Origin of the sequence: Pseudomonas marincola, from assembly GCF_900682675.2 — a bacterium.
GTDB classification, from domain to species: Bacteria; Pseudomonadota; Gammaproteobacteria; order Pseudomonadales; family Pseudomonadaceae; genus Aquipseudomonas; species Aquipseudomonas marincola.
In genome coordinates this window covers 4,280,846-4,296,423 of the sequence record NZ_LR215729.2, presented here as the reverse complement: position 1 = coordinate 4,296,423, position 15,578 = coordinate 4,280,846, and the positions used below count along the sequence as shown (strand labels likewise).

At 59.0% G+C, this 15,578-nt stretch carries 14 protein-coding genes and 1 riboswitch; of the genes, 8 read left to right on the top strand and 6 right to left on the bottom strand.

All coding sequences use genetic code 11. The annotated features are described in order from the left end of the window. Window positions 1-103: 103 nt before the first annotated feature. A complete protein-coding gene (hldE, locus tag PMYSY11_RS19675) occupies window positions 104-1,525 on the top strand; it encodes a bifunctional D-glycero-beta-D-manno-heptose-7-phosphate kinase/D-glycero-beta-D-manno-heptose 1-phosphate adenylyltransferase HldE (protein WP_150547792.1) in 1,422 nt (473 codons plus the stop codon). A gap of 47 nt (window positions 1,526-1,572) precedes the next feature. Here hldE and PMYSY11_RS19670 read toward each other — a convergent pair whose 3' ends face one another. The 4 genes from PMYSY11_RS19670 to PMYSY11_RS19655 form a co-directional block, all read right to left on the bottom strand. Continuing rightward, window positions 1,573-2,529, bottom strand: coding sequence for a metal ABC transporter ATPase (locus PMYSY11_RS19670; RefSeq protein ID WP_069898317.1), 957 nt, complete (start codon window positions 2,527-2,529; stop codon window positions 1,573-1,575). 85 nt (window positions 2,530-2,614) lie between these two features. Further along, entirely contained in the window at window positions 2,615-3,424 is an 810-nt protein-coding gene (locus PMYSY11_RS19665) for an aldo/keto reductase (RefSeq protein ID WP_150547791.1), read from the bottom strand. After that, the gene (locus PMYSY11_RS19660; protein WP_150547790.1) at window positions 3,421-4,596 is read right to left on the bottom strand and encodes an NAD(P)/FAD-dependent oxidoreductase; all 1,176 of its coding nucleotides are present in this window, start codon (window positions 4,594-4,596) and stop codon (window positions 3,421-3,423) included. The genes PMYSY11_RS19665 and PMYSY11_RS19660 overlap by 4 nt, the downstream gene beginning before the upstream one ends. Window positions 4,597-4,660: 64 nt before the next feature. Further along, complete coding sequence (locus PMYSY11_RS19655) at window positions 4,661-4,993, bottom strand: DMT family transporter (RefSeq protein ID WP_150547789.1); 333 nt, start codon at window positions 4,991-4,993, stop codon at window positions 4,661-4,663. An 82-nt stretch (window positions 4,994-5,075) separates the two neighbouring features. On the opposite strand from PMYSY11_RS19655, the gene PMYSY11_RS19650 reads away from it, so the two are divergent. Both PMYSY11_RS19650 and waaA read left to right on the top strand, forming a co-directional pair. Beyond that, complete coding sequence (locus PMYSY11_RS19650) at window positions 5,076-5,960, top strand: LysR family transcriptional regulator (protein ID WP_069898313.1); 885 nt, start codon at window positions 5,076-5,078, stop codon at window positions 5,958-5,960. A 33-nt stretch (window positions 5,961-5,993) separates the two neighbouring features. Next, entirely contained in the window at window positions 5,994-7,280 is a 1,287-nt protein-coding gene (waaA, locus tag PMYSY11_RS19645) for a lipid IV(A) 3-deoxy-D-manno-octulosonic acid transferase (RefSeq protein WP_150547788.1), read from the top strand. Between the two features lie 62 nt (window positions 7,281-7,342). Here the strand turns inward: waaA and PMYSY11_RS19640 are convergent, their stop codons facing one another. Continuing rightward, complete coding sequence (locus PMYSY11_RS19640; RefSeq protein WP_069898311.1) at window positions 7,343-8,794, bottom strand: TolC family outer membrane protein; 1,452 nt, start codon at window positions 8,792-8,794, stop codon at window positions 7,343-7,345. Window positions 8,795-9,001: 207 nt separating this feature from the next. Then, a riboswitch (TPP riboswitch) is annotated at window positions 9,002-9,109 on the top strand. A gap of 99 nt (window positions 9,110-9,208) precedes the next feature. Here PMYSY11_RS19640 and thiC point away from each other — a divergent pair. Together thiC and cytX are read left to right on the top strand one after the other, a co-directional pair. Then, window positions 9,209-11,101, top strand: a complete 1,893-nt coding sequence (thiC, locus tag PMYSY11_RS19635; RefSeq protein ID WP_069898310.1) for a phosphomethylpyrimidine synthase ThiC — start codon at window positions 9,209-9,211, stop codon at window positions 11,099-11,101. 111 nt (window positions 11,102-11,212) lie between these two features. Further along, window positions 11,213-12,511, top strand: a complete 1,299-nt coding sequence (cytX, locus tag PMYSY11_RS19630) for a putative hydroxymethylpyrimidine transporter CytX (RefSeq protein ID WP_150547787.1) — start codon at window positions 11,213-11,215, stop codon at window positions 12,509-12,511. Here the strand turns inward: cytX and PMYSY11_RS19625 are convergent. Continuing rightward, window positions 12,471-13,208 (bottom strand): RsiV family protein, encoded by a 738-nt coding sequence (locus PMYSY11_RS19625; protein WP_150547786.1) that lies wholly within the window; start codon window positions 13,206-13,208, stop codon window positions 12,471-12,473. The two genes, cytX and PMYSY11_RS19625, sit on opposite strands and share 41 nt — an antisense overlap. A 278-nt stretch (window positions 13,209-13,486) precedes the next feature. Here PMYSY11_RS19625 and nudF point away from each other — a divergent pair, with 278 nt between their 5' ends. The 3 genes from nudF to cpdA all read left to right on the top strand — a co-directional run bounded on the left by nudF (window position 13,487) and on the right by cpdA (window position 15,492). Next, the gene (gene nudF, locus PMYSY11_RS19620) at window positions 13,487-14,104 is read left to right on the top strand and encodes an ADP-ribose diphosphatase (protein ID WP_069898307.1); all 618 of its coding nucleotides are present in this window, start codon (window positions 13,487-13,489) and stop codon (window positions 14,102-14,104) included. Further along, window positions 14,095-14,559 carry a DUF1249 domain-containing protein gene (locus PMYSY11_RS19615; protein ID WP_069898306.1) on the top strand — a complete coding sequence of 155 codons (465 nt, stop codon included), beginning with the start codon at window positions 14,095-14,097 and terminating at the stop codon, window positions 14,557-14,559. Before nudF ends, PMYSY11_RS19615 begins: the two co-directional genes overlap by 10 nt. Before the next feature lie 132 nt (window positions 14,560-14,691). After that, window positions 14,692-15,492, top strand: coding sequence for a 3',5'-cyclic-AMP phosphodiesterase (gene cpdA, locus PMYSY11_RS19610; protein WP_418889768.1), 801 nt, complete (start codon window positions 14,692-14,694; stop codon window positions 15,490-15,492). The last annotated feature ends 86 nt before the right edge of the window (window positions 15,493-15,578 follow it).

Genomic DNA, 15,578 nt, shown 5'->3' with positions numbered 1-15,578 from the left:
TTGGCGCAGCTTGTCGGCTGATCCCGATCACCAGGTTTGTACTGGTCTGTGCTGATTCGCCTGATAAACTAAGAAACCGCTACTTAAAGGCTTCGGAGTTCACATGAAGTTGTCCATGCCCCGTTTTGATCAAGCCCCGGTTCTGGTGGTCGGCGATGTCATGCTCGACCGCTACTGGCATGGCGGTACTTCACGTATCTCGCCAGAGGCGCCGGTTCCGGTGGTCAAGGTTGAGCAGATCGAAGACCGTCCCGGTGGCGCTGCCAACGTTGCGTTGAATATTGCGGCGCTGGGCGCACCGGCAATTCTGGTCGGTGTTACCGGTGAGGATGAAGCCGCTGAAAGCCTCACCGACAGTCTTGAGGCGATTGGCGTCAGAACCCACTTCCAGCGTATCGAAGACCAGCCCACCATCGTCAAGCTGCGGGTCATGAGCCGTCATCAGCAGTTGCTGCGCATGGACTTCGAAGAACCCTTCAATACCGACACCGATGCGTTGGCTAAAATGGTCGATTCCCTGCTCGACGGGGTTAAAGTGCTGGTGCTGTCGGATTACGGCAAGGGCGCACTGAAAAATCATCAGGCGCTGGTGCAGTTGGCGCGCAAACGCAATATTCCGGTGCTGGCCGACCCCAAGGGTAAAGATTTCTCCATCTACCGTGGCGCGAGCCTGATCACCCCGAACCTCAGCGAGTTCGAGGCGATAGTCGGTCGCTGTGAAGATGAAGCGCAGTTGGTCAGCAAGGGTGCCGCTCTGATGCGTGAACTGGAGTTGGGCGCGCTTCTGGTGACCCGTGGTGAACACGGCATGACGTTGCTGCGTCCAAGCCATGCACCGCTGCATCTGCCTGCGCGGGCGCGTGAAGTGTTTGATGTGACTGGCGCTGGCGATACGGTTATTTCCACGCTGGCAGCGGCGTTGGCGGCCGACGAAGAGTTGCCGCAAGCCGTTGCCCTGGCCAATCTGGCTGCCGGTATCGTGGTTGGCAAGCTGGGTACGGCGGCGATCAGTGCGCCGGAGTTGCGTCGTGCTGTGCAGCGGGAACAAGGTTCTGAGCGCGGCGTGTTGAGCCTCGATCAGTTGCTGATCGCGATTGAGGATGCGCGCGCGCATGGCGAGAAGATCGTCTTCACCAATGGCTGTTTCGACATTCTGCATGCAGGCCACGTGACTTACCTTGAGCAGGCGCGTGCGCAAGGTGATCGTTTGGTGCTGGCAGTTAACGATGATGGCTCTGTCAGTCGCCTGAAAGGGCCGGGCCGACCTATCAACTCGGTCGATCGGCGTATGGCTGTTTTGGCGGGCCTGGGCGCAGTTGATTGGGTGGTGAGCTTCAGCGAGGACACGCCCGAGCGTCTGCTCAAGCAAGTGCAGCCTGATGTGCTGGTCAAGGGCGGTGACTACTCGATCGATCAGGTCGTTGGGGCGGACATCGTAAATGCCTACGGCGGCGAAGTGCGGGTACTGAGCCTGGTTGAGAACAGCTCGACCACTGCCATCGTCGAGAAAATCCGCAACCGTTAAATGCTGTGCCGGTAACCCGCTAGGTTGCGGATTACCGGCTACAGGCTCTAGCCCTGACGTGCTTGCGGTTGCTTGAAGTCAGCGGCTCCTGCCGGTTTGGGCTTTGCTGGACTCTTGGCAGTTGGCGCCTTGAGTTGTTGCGATTTTGCCCAGTCCTTCCAGCGGATTCGTTCATCGCGAACCACCCAGCCGTCCTGAGCGGCAAAGCTCTCTGCCAGCCAGACGCCGCGGGTACTCGCCGGGCTTAGCTCACCCTTTTTCAAGGTCAGCAATTCGGCGGTGGGTTTGCCATCTTCCAATGCGATCAGATACAGGTCGGGCTTGCTACGGTCCAGACGTGCGACCAGGGTGCCATCTTCAAGGCATTCATCGGCATGGAACAGGCTCAGCTGTTTGACTTCCTTGGGCAGTTCCATGCGCATGTCGTACACCAGTTGCAGCGAGGCCGTTGGCAAGTGCACATACGCGCGCGGGCGCTCCAATAGCGTCAGGTTGCTGCAACGCACCGGGCGAGCTGCCCCCGATAGCGATCCGAGACGGAAATTAACCGCTTCACGGTAGTGCAGCACGCCTTGATACGGCGTCGGCAGCCAAGTCTCGCCAAAGCGTCCGGCCAGCCAGCCTTCAGGCGTTTCCATCAGGCACTCTTCTGCGACTTCCTGAATGGCGGTGAGCAGCGGCAAGTTGAGTTCGTGGGCTGGCACGTAGCCGGAAATCAGTTTTAGCACGACATCGCCGCGGTCGGCTCGGCGCTGGCGTACTAACACCCAGTAATCACGCCCTTGCCAGTTCAGCGTCAAGCGTACAGAGACCCCGAGATTCGCCAGTTCCACGGCAAAGCGCTGGTTGTCTTCGATTTCAATGGTGGTGCGCCGCTCGAGCATTTCCCTGAAGTTAAGCGGGCGGCCCAGGCTCGAATAAGCCAGCCCGTCCGGGTCGGCCTCAACAAACAGTGGCAATGTTTTAAAGGCGTTAGGATCTTTGCGAATTAACGTACGCGACATTTGCGCTCCTTTAGGCTTCTGCTCTGTTGTTTTCGGCGCCCGTGAGTGCGTGCGCCGGTATTCAGTCAGCTCCGAGGGCTGTGTCTCAGCGTAAAGCCTGAATCACCTCGGCGGCCATTGCGACATTCGAAGATAGATGTTTTGCGTTGATGGTGCCAATGATTGCGCTGCTAACCGCCGGATGGGCAAATATCAGTTCGAAGCTGGCGCGTATCGGGTCAGCACCAGGAGCGAGGCAGGCGTGCCCGCTGGCGAGGGCTTTCTTGATAAGGATTGCCTTGCCGTGCTCGGCCGCATAATCCAGCACCGGCAATTCGGCCTGCTCATTAAGGTTGTAAGTAACCATTGCGCAGTCGCCTTGCTCCAGCGCCAGCAGCCCACCCGCCACGGTTTTTCCTGACAGGCCGAAACCGCGAATCTTGCCTTCCTGTTTCAGTGCCAGCAGGGTTTGGTAGATCCCGCTGTTTTGCAGAATATCGACGTCGTTGCCGTCTGAATGCACCAACAACATGTCGATGTAGTCCGTCTCCAGCCGTTGCAGGCTGCGCTCGACGGAGTAGCGCGTGTGGGCCGGGCTGAAATCGAAAGAGGAGAGGCCGTTGTCGAACTCTTCGCCAACCTTGCTGACGATGACCCAGTCCTGACGTTGCCCGCGCAGCAGCGGGCCGAGTCGGGTTTCGCTATTGCCATAAGCGGGCGCGGTGTCGAGCAGGTTGATGCCAAGATCGCGCGCCTGGGCGAGTAACTGGCGCACGCTGGCGTCGTCGGGAATGGTGAAGCCATTCGGGTATTTGACGCCCTGATCGCGGCCAATCTTGACGGTGCCGAGGCCTAGCGGAGAAACCTGCAAGCCGCTATTGCCCAATGGCCGGTGCAGGTGATGCAGGCTGCTCATGCGAACATGTGCTCCCAGATTGGCTGGGCGACTTCAGGCTGCTTGAGTTCAGGTAATGCTGGATGCTCGGCTGGGACGATGGCATCGCGTTTCAGGCTCGCCATTACCCGATCAGCAAAGTCTGGTGCCAGCGCCAGCTTGGTCGGCCAGCCGACGATCAGTGCTCCTTCATCAGCGAGAAATGCATTGTCTGGCCGCATCAGGCTGGATTGCGCCGGTTCGGCGCGATCAACCCGGAACGTCGCCCATTTGGCGGTGCTCAGGTCGATCCATGGCAACAGCGAGGCCATTTCAGTTTGCGCCGCTTGAATCTGCTCATCTGGCGAGCGCGCCACGCCACTGGCTTCGGCGATGTCGCCGCCCATGTACCACACCCATTCGCCGTCTGAGCAAGGATGAGTGGTTACGGTGACGCGTGGCTTGGGACCGCCACCCAGGCAATGGGCATACAAGGGCTTTAGCGATGGCCCTTTGGCCAGCACCATGTGCAGTGGGCGTAATTGTTGCTCAGGCTTGTTCAGGCCGAGCGCAGTCAGCAGTTCGGCTGTGCCGCTGCCGGCGCTGAGCACGATACGCTGGGCGCGAATTTCCCGGCCGTCTACGCGCAGGCCCACCAGTTGCTGGTTTTCATGCAGCGGTTCAATCACCTTACAGGCCAGCAGGCTATTGGCGCTGAGTTCGGCGAGCCGGGTAATCAGGCTTGGCACATCCAGCACCAACTCGGCCAGGCGATAAACCTTGCCCTTGAACTTGCGGTCTTGCAGGGCCGGTGGCAACTGATCCCCTTTGACCTGATCAACCCGGCCGCGCACGGCTTTGCTGGCAAAGAAGCTGGTGAGATTGCCGGCAAGGCTGCCTGGCGACCATAAATAATGCGCATCGGAAAGCAGGCGTACACCGCTCAGGTCGATTTCGCCGTTGCCGGCGATCGCTTCGCGCCAACGCCGTGGCATATCGGCGATGGCTTCGGAGGCGCCAGTCAGTGCTCCGTGCAGCGCGTACTTCGCGCCGCCGTGGATGATGCCTTGCGAAGCTACACTCTGGCCGCCACCCAGTGTGGCGTTTTCCAGTAGCAGCGTGGCATAGCCTTCACGGCGCAACCGCGCATTGAGCCATAGGCCTGCGATACCGCCACCAACGATTAGCACGTCGGTACTCAGAGCTTGGGACATGTGAACGCCTCAACAGTCAAACAGGCTCCCAGTATAGCGCGGGCGAAGGTTACAACTCTTGATCTCAGTGCCCGACTGACCGAGAAAACATTTGAATAACCACAACCCCCGCAATAATCAGCGCCATGCCCGCGATTGCAGCTAAATCCAGCGTCTGCTGGTAAAGCACGGCGGCAGCAATACTCACCAGCACAATGCCCAGACCGGCCCACACGGCATAGGCAACGCCCACCGGAATGGTTTTGACCACCAGGCTGAGCATCCAGAACGAAATCGCGTAGCCAACGACCACCAGCAGCAACGGCAATGGCTTGCTGAAGCCGTTGAGCGCTTTCATCGAGGTCGTCGCAATCACTTCAGCGGTTATGGCAATCGCCAGATACAAGTAACCGGACATAATCAGTCTCCTTTTCGATTGAGCGATTCTAGTCATTTACATGATGGGATAAAGTGATTGCCTATCTGCTATGGAGATGGGTATGCAGTGGAATCTTGAACAGTTGCGTCTGTTTGTTGGGGTTGCCGAGGGCCGGTCGTTTTCGGCTGTGGCGCGGCAGATGAATCGCGTGCAGTCGGCGGTGAGTTCGGCGATTGCCATGCTGGAAGCCGATCTGGGTGTAACCCTGTTCGAGCGCAGCAGTGGTCGCCAGCCAGTGTTAACCGCCGCAGGCAGTGCGTTGTTGGCCGAAGCGCGGGATGTCTTGCACCAATGCCAGCGCCTTGAAGGGCGAGCGCTGGGCCTGAGCCGGGGCGAGGAGGCGTGCTTGCGCCTGGCACAGGATGAGGCCATGCCGTATCAGCCGGTGCTCGACAGTTTGGAGTCACTGTCTCAGGCGTTTCCGCTGCTGGAGGTGCAACTGGCAAGCGGCGCTCAAGGTGAAGTTGCCAATAAGCTGCTGGAGCGCCGGGCCGATCTGGGCTTGTTGTTCAACCACGAGAAGATGCCCGATGCGCTTGAGCGCCAGCGTTTGGGCACGATCGAGATGGTCACGGTATGCGCAGCCAATCACCCTCTGGCTCAAGCGACGCACATTGGCCGGCGTGAGTTGGCGCGTCACCGCCAGCTTCTCATGGCGCCACAAGAGGGTCAGTATCCGGGCGGTGAACAGCTCAGCCCCTCTGTCTGGCGGGCTGATAGTTTTTACGCCATGGCCGAATTGGTGATGCGCAATCTGGGCTGGGCCTGGTTGCCGCGCCACGTTGCAAGCTACCCGACGTATCTCAGTCAATTGGTTGAATTGCCCTGCGACTGGACGCCGCCGCCTTTGGTGGTGGAACTGGTCAGGCGTCGGGATGAAGCGCTGGGCCCGGCTGCGCAGTGGCTGGGTAAAAGTTTTGCCGAGCATCTGCGGGCAATCGGCTGATGGAAATTGTTCGCTCTGCTAAGCTGCGCGCCCATGAATCGATCAATTTATAGTCTGTTGTTTTACCTCGGTTTACCGCTGATTGCTGTGCGTCTGGCCTGGCGTGCATGGCGTGCCCCGGCGTACGCCAAACGCATCGCTGAGCGGTTTGCTTTTGGCCTGCCGCCGCTGCAGCCAGGCGGCATTTGGGTGCATGCGGTGTCGGTGGGTGAAAGCATTGCCGCGGCGCCGATGATTCGCCAATTGCTGGAACGTTATCCACAGCTGCCGCTCACCATTACCTGCATGACGCCGACCGGTTCCGAGCGTATTCAGGCCATGTTTTCTGGTGCCGAGTATCAGGGCCGTGTGCAGCATTGCTACATGCCTTATGACTTGCCGTGGGCGGCCGCGCGTTTTCTTAAACGACTGCAGCCCAAGCTGGCGGTGATCATGGAAACAGAGCTGTGGCCTAATCATATTCATCAATGTGCGCGCCGCGGTATTCCGGTGGCGCTGGCCAATGCGCGGCTTTCCGAGCGTTCGGCGCGTGGTTATGCGCGCTTCGCCAAACTGACAGCGCCGATGCTCGCCGAGTTGGATCTGATTGCGGTGCAAACGCAGACCGAAGCGCAGCGCTTCCGTGATCTGGGCGCTCGCGCCGAGTGTGTGGATGTCACCGGTTCAATCAAGTTTGATCTGCGTATCGACCCGGCGCTGTTGGCCCGGGCGGCTGAGTTACGCGCGCAGTGGGCGGCTCAGGATCGGCCGATATGGATTGCAGCGAGTACTCACGAAGGTGAGGATGAACAGGTACTGCTGGCGCATCGTCAGGTGCTTGAAGGTGATCCGCGAGCGCTGTTGATTCTGGTGCCGCGTCATCCCGAACGTTTCAACTCGGTGTTCGAGCTGTGCCGACGAGAAGGTTTCAACACTCAGCGGCGTTCAACCGCCGCCGCTGTGACTGCCGAGCATCAGGTGTTACTGGGCGACACCATGGGCGAGTTGCTGTTTTTGTACGCACTGGCCGACCTGGCCTTTGTCGGCGGCAGCTTGATTGCCAGCGGTGGGCACAATCCGCTTGAACCTGCTGCGCTGGGCAAGCCGATTCTGATGGGCCCGCATGTGTTCAACTTTCTCGAAATTACCGCGTTGCTGCGCAGTGCCGGCGCTTTGCTTGATGTCGACAGTGGCGAGCAACTGGCGGTCCAACTCAAGCAGTTATGGCAGCAGCCGCAGCAGGCTGAGGCAATGCACAGCGCCGGTCTGGCGGTGATGCAGGCCAATCAGGGCGCGCTGCAGCGCTTGCTTGACGGCTTGGATGCCTTATTCAAACGCTGATCAAAATAGCCGCCCATAAAAAACCCGACAGCAGTCGGGTTTTTTGTTTAAACCAGCAGTAATCAGTACTGCGGATTGCCGTGCATTTGCGCCTCGGCGGCTTTGGCCAGATCTGGCGGCAGGAAGTCTTTATCCGGGTTGTAGTCGGGCTTGAGGTAAGCACCCAGCGCTTCCAGGTCGCCCGGACTGAGGGTGCCGGCGGCCTGCTTGAGGCGCAGGTTGTTGAGGATGTAGTCGTAACGGGCATCGTTGTAGTTACGTACCGAGCTGTACAGCTGACGCTGGGCGTCGAGTACGTCAACGATGTTGCGCGTGCCCACCTGATAACCGATTTGAGTCGCCTCAAGTGCGCTCTGGTTGGAGATGATCGACTGCTTACGCGCCTGTACAGTTTCTACGTCGGTGTTCACGGCGCGGTGGAAGTTGCGTGTGTCCTGAACGATCTTGCGACGCAGGCTTTCGCGCAGTTGCTCGGTCTGGTCAAGGCGCTGATAGGCTTCGCGCACTTGCGAGCTGGTCAGGCCGCCGCTGTAGATCGGGATATTCAACTGCAGGCCGAGAGTGGTTTGCGAAACATCGCTGCCGTACGGCTGAGCGCCTGTCGGAATACCGGTGTTGGTAAAGCCAAGGCTGTCGTTGTCGCCTTGCTCGTAGCTGGCCACTGCATCGAGTGTCGGCGCGTGACCGGCCTTGCGCTGGCGCAGGGTTTCGTTGGCAGCGTCCACGGCAAAGTTGCTGGCTTGCAGATTGAGGTTCTGCGCGGCAGCCGTATCGACCCAGGCCTTGGCATCATTTGGCGTCGGGGCCAGGATTGGCAGCGTGTGCTTGATGCCTTCGATCGAGGTGTAGTCGCGGTTGGTCAGGGTCATCAAGGCTTGAAAAGCATCATCAACCTGGCGCTGCGCAATAATCCGGTTGGCGCGTGCGGTGTCGTAACCGGCTTGCGCTTCGAGTACGTCGGTTTTGTCTGACAAGCCAACTTCAAAGCGCTCATTGGACTGATCGAGTTGGCGCTTGAACGCCGCTTCTTCGGCCTTGGTTGATGCCAGTGTGTCCTGCGCACGCAGCACGGCGAAGTAAGTCTCGGCGCTCGACAGAATCAGGTTCTGTTCGGTTGCGGACAAATCCAGTGCAGCCTGCTCGCTGGTCGCTTCGGCAGCTTGCAGTTGATACCAGCGATCCGCACGGAACAGCGGCTGGCTCAGGTTGGCCTGATAGCTGGTGCCGCTGCGCGACAGCGTGGTTGAAGGCTGGTCGAGCGAGGTCCGGGTATTACCCACGGTTGCGCCACCCGTCAGGTTTGGCAGTAAGCCCGCCCGCGCCTGAGGAACAACTTCGCGGCGCGCCTGATAGTCAGCGCGCGCAGCTGCCAGATCAGCGTTGTTGTTGGCTGCTTCGTTATAGACCGATACCAGGTCCGTTTTAGTTGTCAGCGGGACATGGGCTTGTTCTGCCCAAGCCGAGCCTACCGAAGCAGAGGCAACAGCGAGTGCCAAGGTGAGTCTGCGCAGCATTGGTTTTTCCTAGGTTCGATGTTAGTCAGCAAGGCTAAGGTTAGCTGCCATAAGGGTCAAGATGAGGCCCTGCCGCAGAGAGTGTAGTTTGCAACAAGCTATGTTGCTTCACAGCAACAATCAATGAAAACTCGGCCGGTGAGTCACTTTACGACGAATTGGCCTCAAGGGGCTTGGTTTTCACCTGCACAGTTGTTTAGACTGAGCGCGTTCTTGTCGGGGTGCCCTAATTGAGGGGCTGAGATTGGCATATTGCCGGATCCCGTTGAACCTGATCAGGTTAAGGCCTGCGTAGGGAACAAGATGTCCTCATCACCTGCCATGATGAGTCTCTCGGCACTCAATCCGTGCCCCCCGCGCCACCCGTCTCTGTTCAAGTTCGCTCCGACATACTACTCAGGAGAGTGTTAGTCGATGAGCGTACAACAACAAAATAGCCTGCAGAACCTCAGCGAATCAGCCAAGGTCGATCAACAGTCGATTCAGCCCTTCCCGCGGTCGCGAAAAGTCTACGTGGAAGGTTCGCGCCCGGACATCCGTGTGCCCATGCGCGAAATCAGCCTGGACATAACCCCGACCGAGTTCGGCGGTGAAATCAACGCGCCGGTGCTGGTCTACGATACGTCGGGTCCGTATACCGATCCTGCCGTGCAGATTGATGTGCGCAAAGGCCTGGCTGATGTGCGCTCTGCCTGGATTGCCGAGCGTAATGACACCGAATTGCTTGAGGGCCTCAGCTCGCGCTTCGGTCAGGAACGCCTTGCCGACCCTGAATTGACCAAGATGCGCTTCGCTCATGTGCGCAATCCGCGTCGTGCCAAGCCTGGCCATAACGTCAGCCAGATGCACTACGCGCGCAAAGGCATCATCACGCCTGAGATGGAATACATCGCCATCCGCGAAAACCTCAAACTGCAGGAAGCGCGTGCCGCCGGCCTGCTTGATGCGCAGCACGCTGGGCAGAGCTTTGGCGCGGCGATTCCCAAGCAGATCACCGCCGAATTCGTTCGTGAAGAAGTTGCGCGTGGCCGGGCAATTATCCCCGCCAACATCAACCACACCGAGCTTGAGCCGATGATTATCGGCCGCAACTTTCTGGTAAAGATCAACGGCAACATCGGCAACTCGGCGCTGGGCTCCTCGATTGAAGAGGAGGTGGCCAAGCTGACCTGGGGTATCCGTTGGGGCTCCGATACGGTCATGGATCTCTCGACCGGCAAGCACATCCACGAAACCCGCGAGTGGATCATCCGTAACTCGCCAGTACCGATTGGCACGGTGCCGATTTATCAGGCGCTGGAAAAGGTAAACGGCGTGGCCGAAGACCTGACCTGGGAATTGTTCCGCGATACGCTCATCGAGCAAGCCGAGCAGGGCGTCGACTACTTCACCATTCACGCTGGTGTGCTGCTGCGTTACGTGCCGCTGACAGCCAAGCGTGTGACCGGCATTGTTTCCCGCGGCGGCTCGATCATGGCCAAGTGGTGCCTGGCGCACCATAAAGAGAACTTCCTCTACACCCATTTCGACGAAATCTGCGAAATCATGAAGGCCTACGACGTCAGCTTCTCGCTGGGTGACGGCCTGCGTCCGGGCTCGATTGCCGACGCTAACGATGCGGCGCAATTCGGCGAACTGGAAACCCTCGGCGAGCTGACCAAGATCGCCTGGAAACATGATGTGCAGTGCATGATCGAAGGCCCCGGCCACGTGCCGATGCACATGATTAAAGAGAACATGGACAAGCAGTTGGAGTGCTGTGACGAGGCGCCGTTCTATACCCTCGGCCCGCTAACCACCGATATTGCACCTGGCTATGACCACATTACCTCGGGTATCGGTGCGGCAATGATCGGCTGGTTCGGCTGCGCGATGCTGTGCTACGTGACACCCAAAGAGCACCTCGGCTTGCCGAACAAGGATGACGTCAAGACCGGCATCATCACCTACAAGATTGCCGCACATGCCGCTGACTTGGCGAAAGGCCATCCCGGCGCGCAGATTCGCGACAACGCCCTGTCGAAAGCGCGTTTCGAATTCCGCTGGGAAGATCAGTTCAACCTCGGGCTGGATCCGGACACGGCGCGCAGCTATCACGATGAGACGCTGCCGAAGGACTCCGCCAAGGTCGCGCATTTCTGCTCGATGTGCGGGCCGAAGTTCTGTTCGATGAAAATCACCCAGGAAGTTCGCGACTACGCCAAGGTCAACGGCTTGTCTGATGAAAGTAAGGCAGTCGAGGCCGGCTTCAAGGAGCAATCGGCGAGGTTCAAGGATGAAGGCTCGGTGATCTACCGTCAGGTCTGATCCCAATAAAAGGTGCGCCGGCGTGATGGTCGCGCACCTGTTTCGTGGTTTTACAGCGCCGGGGTTACTGACTCCGGCTTTTGCTTATCTGTTGATCGAGATGCCTTGCGCATGAAAACTCCCAATACTTATTCACCTCATCTGGCGGTTCCGGCCGGGCAGCGCGTATTCGGCGGCCGTGACCTGTTCTCGCTGTGGTTCTCTCTGGGCATCGGCCTGATGGTTTTGCAGCTTGGCGCTTTGCTCGCGCCGGGGCTGGGCATGAGCGGTGCGATGCTGGCCATTGCTTGCGGCACCGCGGTCGGCGTGCTGCTGCTCGGCGCGGTTGCGGTCATCGGCAGCGATACCGGGCTGGCGTCGATGGCAGCGCTCAAACTGTCGCTGGGCAGCAAGGGTGCAGTGCTGCCCGCGCTGCTCAATTTGCTGCAACTGGTTGGTTGGGGCGCATTCGAGATTATCGTCATGCGTGACGCTGCCAGCCTGCTGGCGGGCCGCGCATTCGGTGAGAACAGCCTGCTCACCGAGCCGATGCTCTGGACCCTGCTGTTTGGTGCGCTGGCAACACTGTTGGCAGTGAGTGGCCCGCTGACGTTCGTGCGGCGGATTCTGCGCAAGTGGGGCATCTGGTTGTTGCTCGGGGCGTGCGTCTGGTTGACCTGGAACCTGTTCGACAAGGCCGACATGGCCGCGCTTTGGGCGCGCACCGGTGATGGTTCGATGCCGTTTGCGCTGGGCTTTGACATTGCTATCGCCATGCCGTTGTCGTGGTTGCCGCTGATCGCCGATTACTCGCGCTTCGGCAAGAGTGCGCGCAGTGTATTTGGCGGCACAGCCTGCGGATTCTTCCTGGGCAACTTCTGGCTGATGAGTCTCGGCGTTGCTTATACGCTGGCGTTCGCGGCAGATGCCGAGGTCAACACCTTGTTGCTGGCATTGGCGGGCGCGGGGCTGGGGATACCGTTACTGCTGATCCTGCTCGACGAGTCCGAGAATGCCTTTGCCGATATTCACTCGGCGGCGGTTTCCAGCGGGATTCTGCTGGCGGTCAAGATCGAGTACCTGGCGCTGGCAATTGGCGCGCTGTGCACCTTGATCGCGCTGTTTGCGCCGTTGGCTGAATACCAGAATTTTCTGCTGCTGATCGGCTCGGTGTTCGCGCCGTTGTTTGGCGTGGTGCTGGTCGACCACTTTATTCTGCGTCGTCGGCAGGTTCCGCAGGGAACATTGCCAGCATTGCGCTGGGATACCGTGGCAGCCTGGGGCTGTGGTGCGGTGATTTATCACCTGCTGAGCAATTTCTGGCCTGACGTGGGCGCAACCCTGCCGGCGCTGTTAGCGGCGGCGGGGCTGCAGTTCGTGCTGGGGAAACTCAGCTCTCAGGCAAAAACTCTGGTTTCAGTATCCCCTTGAGCTGAGCGTACGGAATGGTCAGCGACGGATGGCCATTCGAGTACGGGCCGAGGGTCAGTACATCGTATTTGAGCAGCAACTGGTCGCGCGTCAACGCAATGTTTTGCGTTTCGCGGAACGGCCAGTCCTTCACAAAACTTGGGTCTTTATCCAGCTGATTCTTCGCCAGCCAGCGCTTATGGGCTTGCTCGACTTGAGCCCAGAATGCCCCGGACCGGCTCGGCAGCAGAATATCGTTGAGGGTCAGCACCTTCCCGGTGTCGCGGTCGTAGTTGATGAAACCGCGACCGGGCATGCCGTGATTGCCTCCCGTGTCGATGTAGCTGGAGAACTCAATCACCGCAACATCGTCATGTTGATCAATTAGCTTGGCCTGCAGATAGGTTTTCCAACCTGGCTCGGCGTTTTGCAGGAAGTCCTTTTCAAACGACTGCAGCGAGGTGGGCTGCGGCGCGTCCGGTGAGTTTTGGGTCATGCTGAGCAGGCGCTTTTCAACCAGTTCATCCAGTTGAGGATTGTTGGCGAACTTCAGCGTGTCGATGTTCACCAGCGGGCAAGATTCACCCGCGCAGCCTGGCAGACGGTGCTCCCACGCCACGCGTTTAGGCTGCAGGGGTTCTTGTTGCGGCAGCAGGCTTTGGCAGCCACCGAGGATCAGGCCGAAACCTGCTATTGCGAGTAATTTGGTCAGGGACATTGAATTCTTCGTTGGCTGAATGAAGAGAATGCAGAGTTTACAAGGGTGTTGGAAGGTTTGGGCAAGGGCGCAAAGGGCTTCACATGATCCACAGGTTATCTGCTGATGGTGCGTTTTGACTGCACAAGCGTGCACGAGTTCGCAGCACATTACCTGATCTGGCCCATTGCCCGCCAACGGCTTGTGGCTTGCACCGGCGTACCACGTAAATTGGCTGCATAGCTGGGCGCGCAGAGTTAGGATGCGCGAAAGCAGCTAATGAATGAGATGAGACAACCATGAGTGAACTGTTCAAAGCCGATGCGGACTCGCTGGAAATACTGCAGCGTGAAACCTGTTTCAAGGGCTTCTACCGGCTCGACCGGCTGCGCCTGCGCCATCGCCAGTTCAGCGGCGCGATGGGGCCTGAGATCAGTCGCGAGCTGTTTGTTCGCCACGATGCGGTCTGCGTGCTGCCCTACGACGCGCAACGCGACGAAGTAGTGCTGATCGAGCAGTTTCGCGTTGGCGCGGCCGATAAAAGCGCCAGCCCGTGGTTACTTGAACTTGTGGCCGGTTTGATAGACAAAGACGAGCAGCCTGAAGAGGTGGCACGCCGTGAGGCGGTAGAGGAAGCCGCGCTTGAGCTTGGGGCGCTGTGGCCCATCACTCAGTACTATCCTTCACCCGGTGGGTCGGACGAACGTGTCCATCTGTTTATCGGCCGTTGCGACAGTTCCAACGCTGGTGGAGTGCACGGTCTTGCTGAAGAGGGTGAAGATATCAAGGTGCATGTGTGGGCATTCGAGGATGCCTTGCAGGCCGTTAAAAATGGCATTATCGACAATGCAGCGAGCATTATTGCGCTGCAATGGCTGGCGCTTAACCGCGCCGAAGTGAGGGGGATGTGGGTTTAAATTTGCTACGTGAGCGCTACCGGGTAGACCTGCTGGAACTGCAGGCCACCTGTGAGGCGAATTATGCTCGGCTGATGCGCTTGCTCCCGGCAATGCGCCAGGAGGAGGGCGTGCGCCGGATTGCTATCACCAGCGAGCAACACTCCATGGGCATGCTGGCGCTCAATGTGCTGGAAAACTGCCCTTACACCTCCACCATCGAAGTGAGTCAGGAACATAATCTGTCGTGGATGCCGGTGCCAACCCTGGAGGTTCGGGTGTATCACGATGCGCGCATGGCCGAAGTCATCAGTGCGCAGAGCGCCCGGCGCTTCCGCAGTATTTACCCGTATCCCAATGCGGCGATGCACCAACCGGACGAGAAAACCCAGCTCAACGTGTTTTTGGGTGAGTGGCTCAGCCATTGCCTGGAGTGCGGGCATGAGCCGGAGCCGGTTTTAGTGGGCTCGCGCTAGGCAGACCGGCCTACATTCAGAGCAGTCTGAAATTCTGTGATACAGGCCCGCTTAGCGGGTTTACGGCCATCTAAGCTAGCCTCCATACTTTAGCTATTCCGCTCAAGGAGATGGCTTTTGCCGAGCGCGCCGATGTCCAAAACCGATTCTTCCGTACTCATCGTGCAACTTTCAGACAGTCATCTTCTTGAGGAAGAGGGCGGCAGATTGTTGGGCATGGATACTTACGACAGTTTGCAGCAAGTGGTCGACCGGGTTCTGCAAGAGCAGCCGGTGGTCGATCTTGTGCTGGCCACGGGCGATCTCTCACAGGATGGCAGCGAAGCCTCGTATCAGCGCTTCCGTGAGGTCAGCTCGGCAATTGATGCGCCCGCGCGTTGGCTGCCAGGCAATCATGATGAAGTGCCGGCGATGCAGGCCGCCTGCGTTGCGACTCATCTGCTTGACCCGGTTGTGGATGTCGGCAACTGGCGGGTCATTGTGCTCGACTCCTCAATCCCAGGCGCTGTGCCTGGCTATTTGGGTGACCGACAACTGGCGCTGCTGGAGCGTGCCTTGAGCGAGGCGCCTGATCGCCATCACCTGATTACCCTGCATCATCACCCTGTGAGCATTGGTTGCCGCTGGATGGAGCCGATTGGCTTGCGCAATCCGGGCGCGCTGTTTGCTGTGCTGGATCGCTTTCCACAGGCGCGCGCCGTACTTTGGGGGCATGTGCATCAGGAGTTCGACCAGATGCGCGGTAACCTGCGCCTGCTGGCGTCGCCGTCCACCTGTGTGCAGTTCATGCCGGGCAGCGAAGACTTTCAGGTCGACACAACCGAGCCGGGGTATCGCTGGTTACGCTTGTACGACGACGGCCGCTTGGAAACTGGCGTGTCACGGGTGGCCGGGATCGATTACGTGGTCGACTACAGCGTGAAGGGCTATTAACCGCCAGCCGTCGTGCAGGCAGTCGCTGCCTGTACGTCGGGTTCTGTTTCTCAGGGTTGGCGGTGCATCAGGCTTACGCTTTGCAA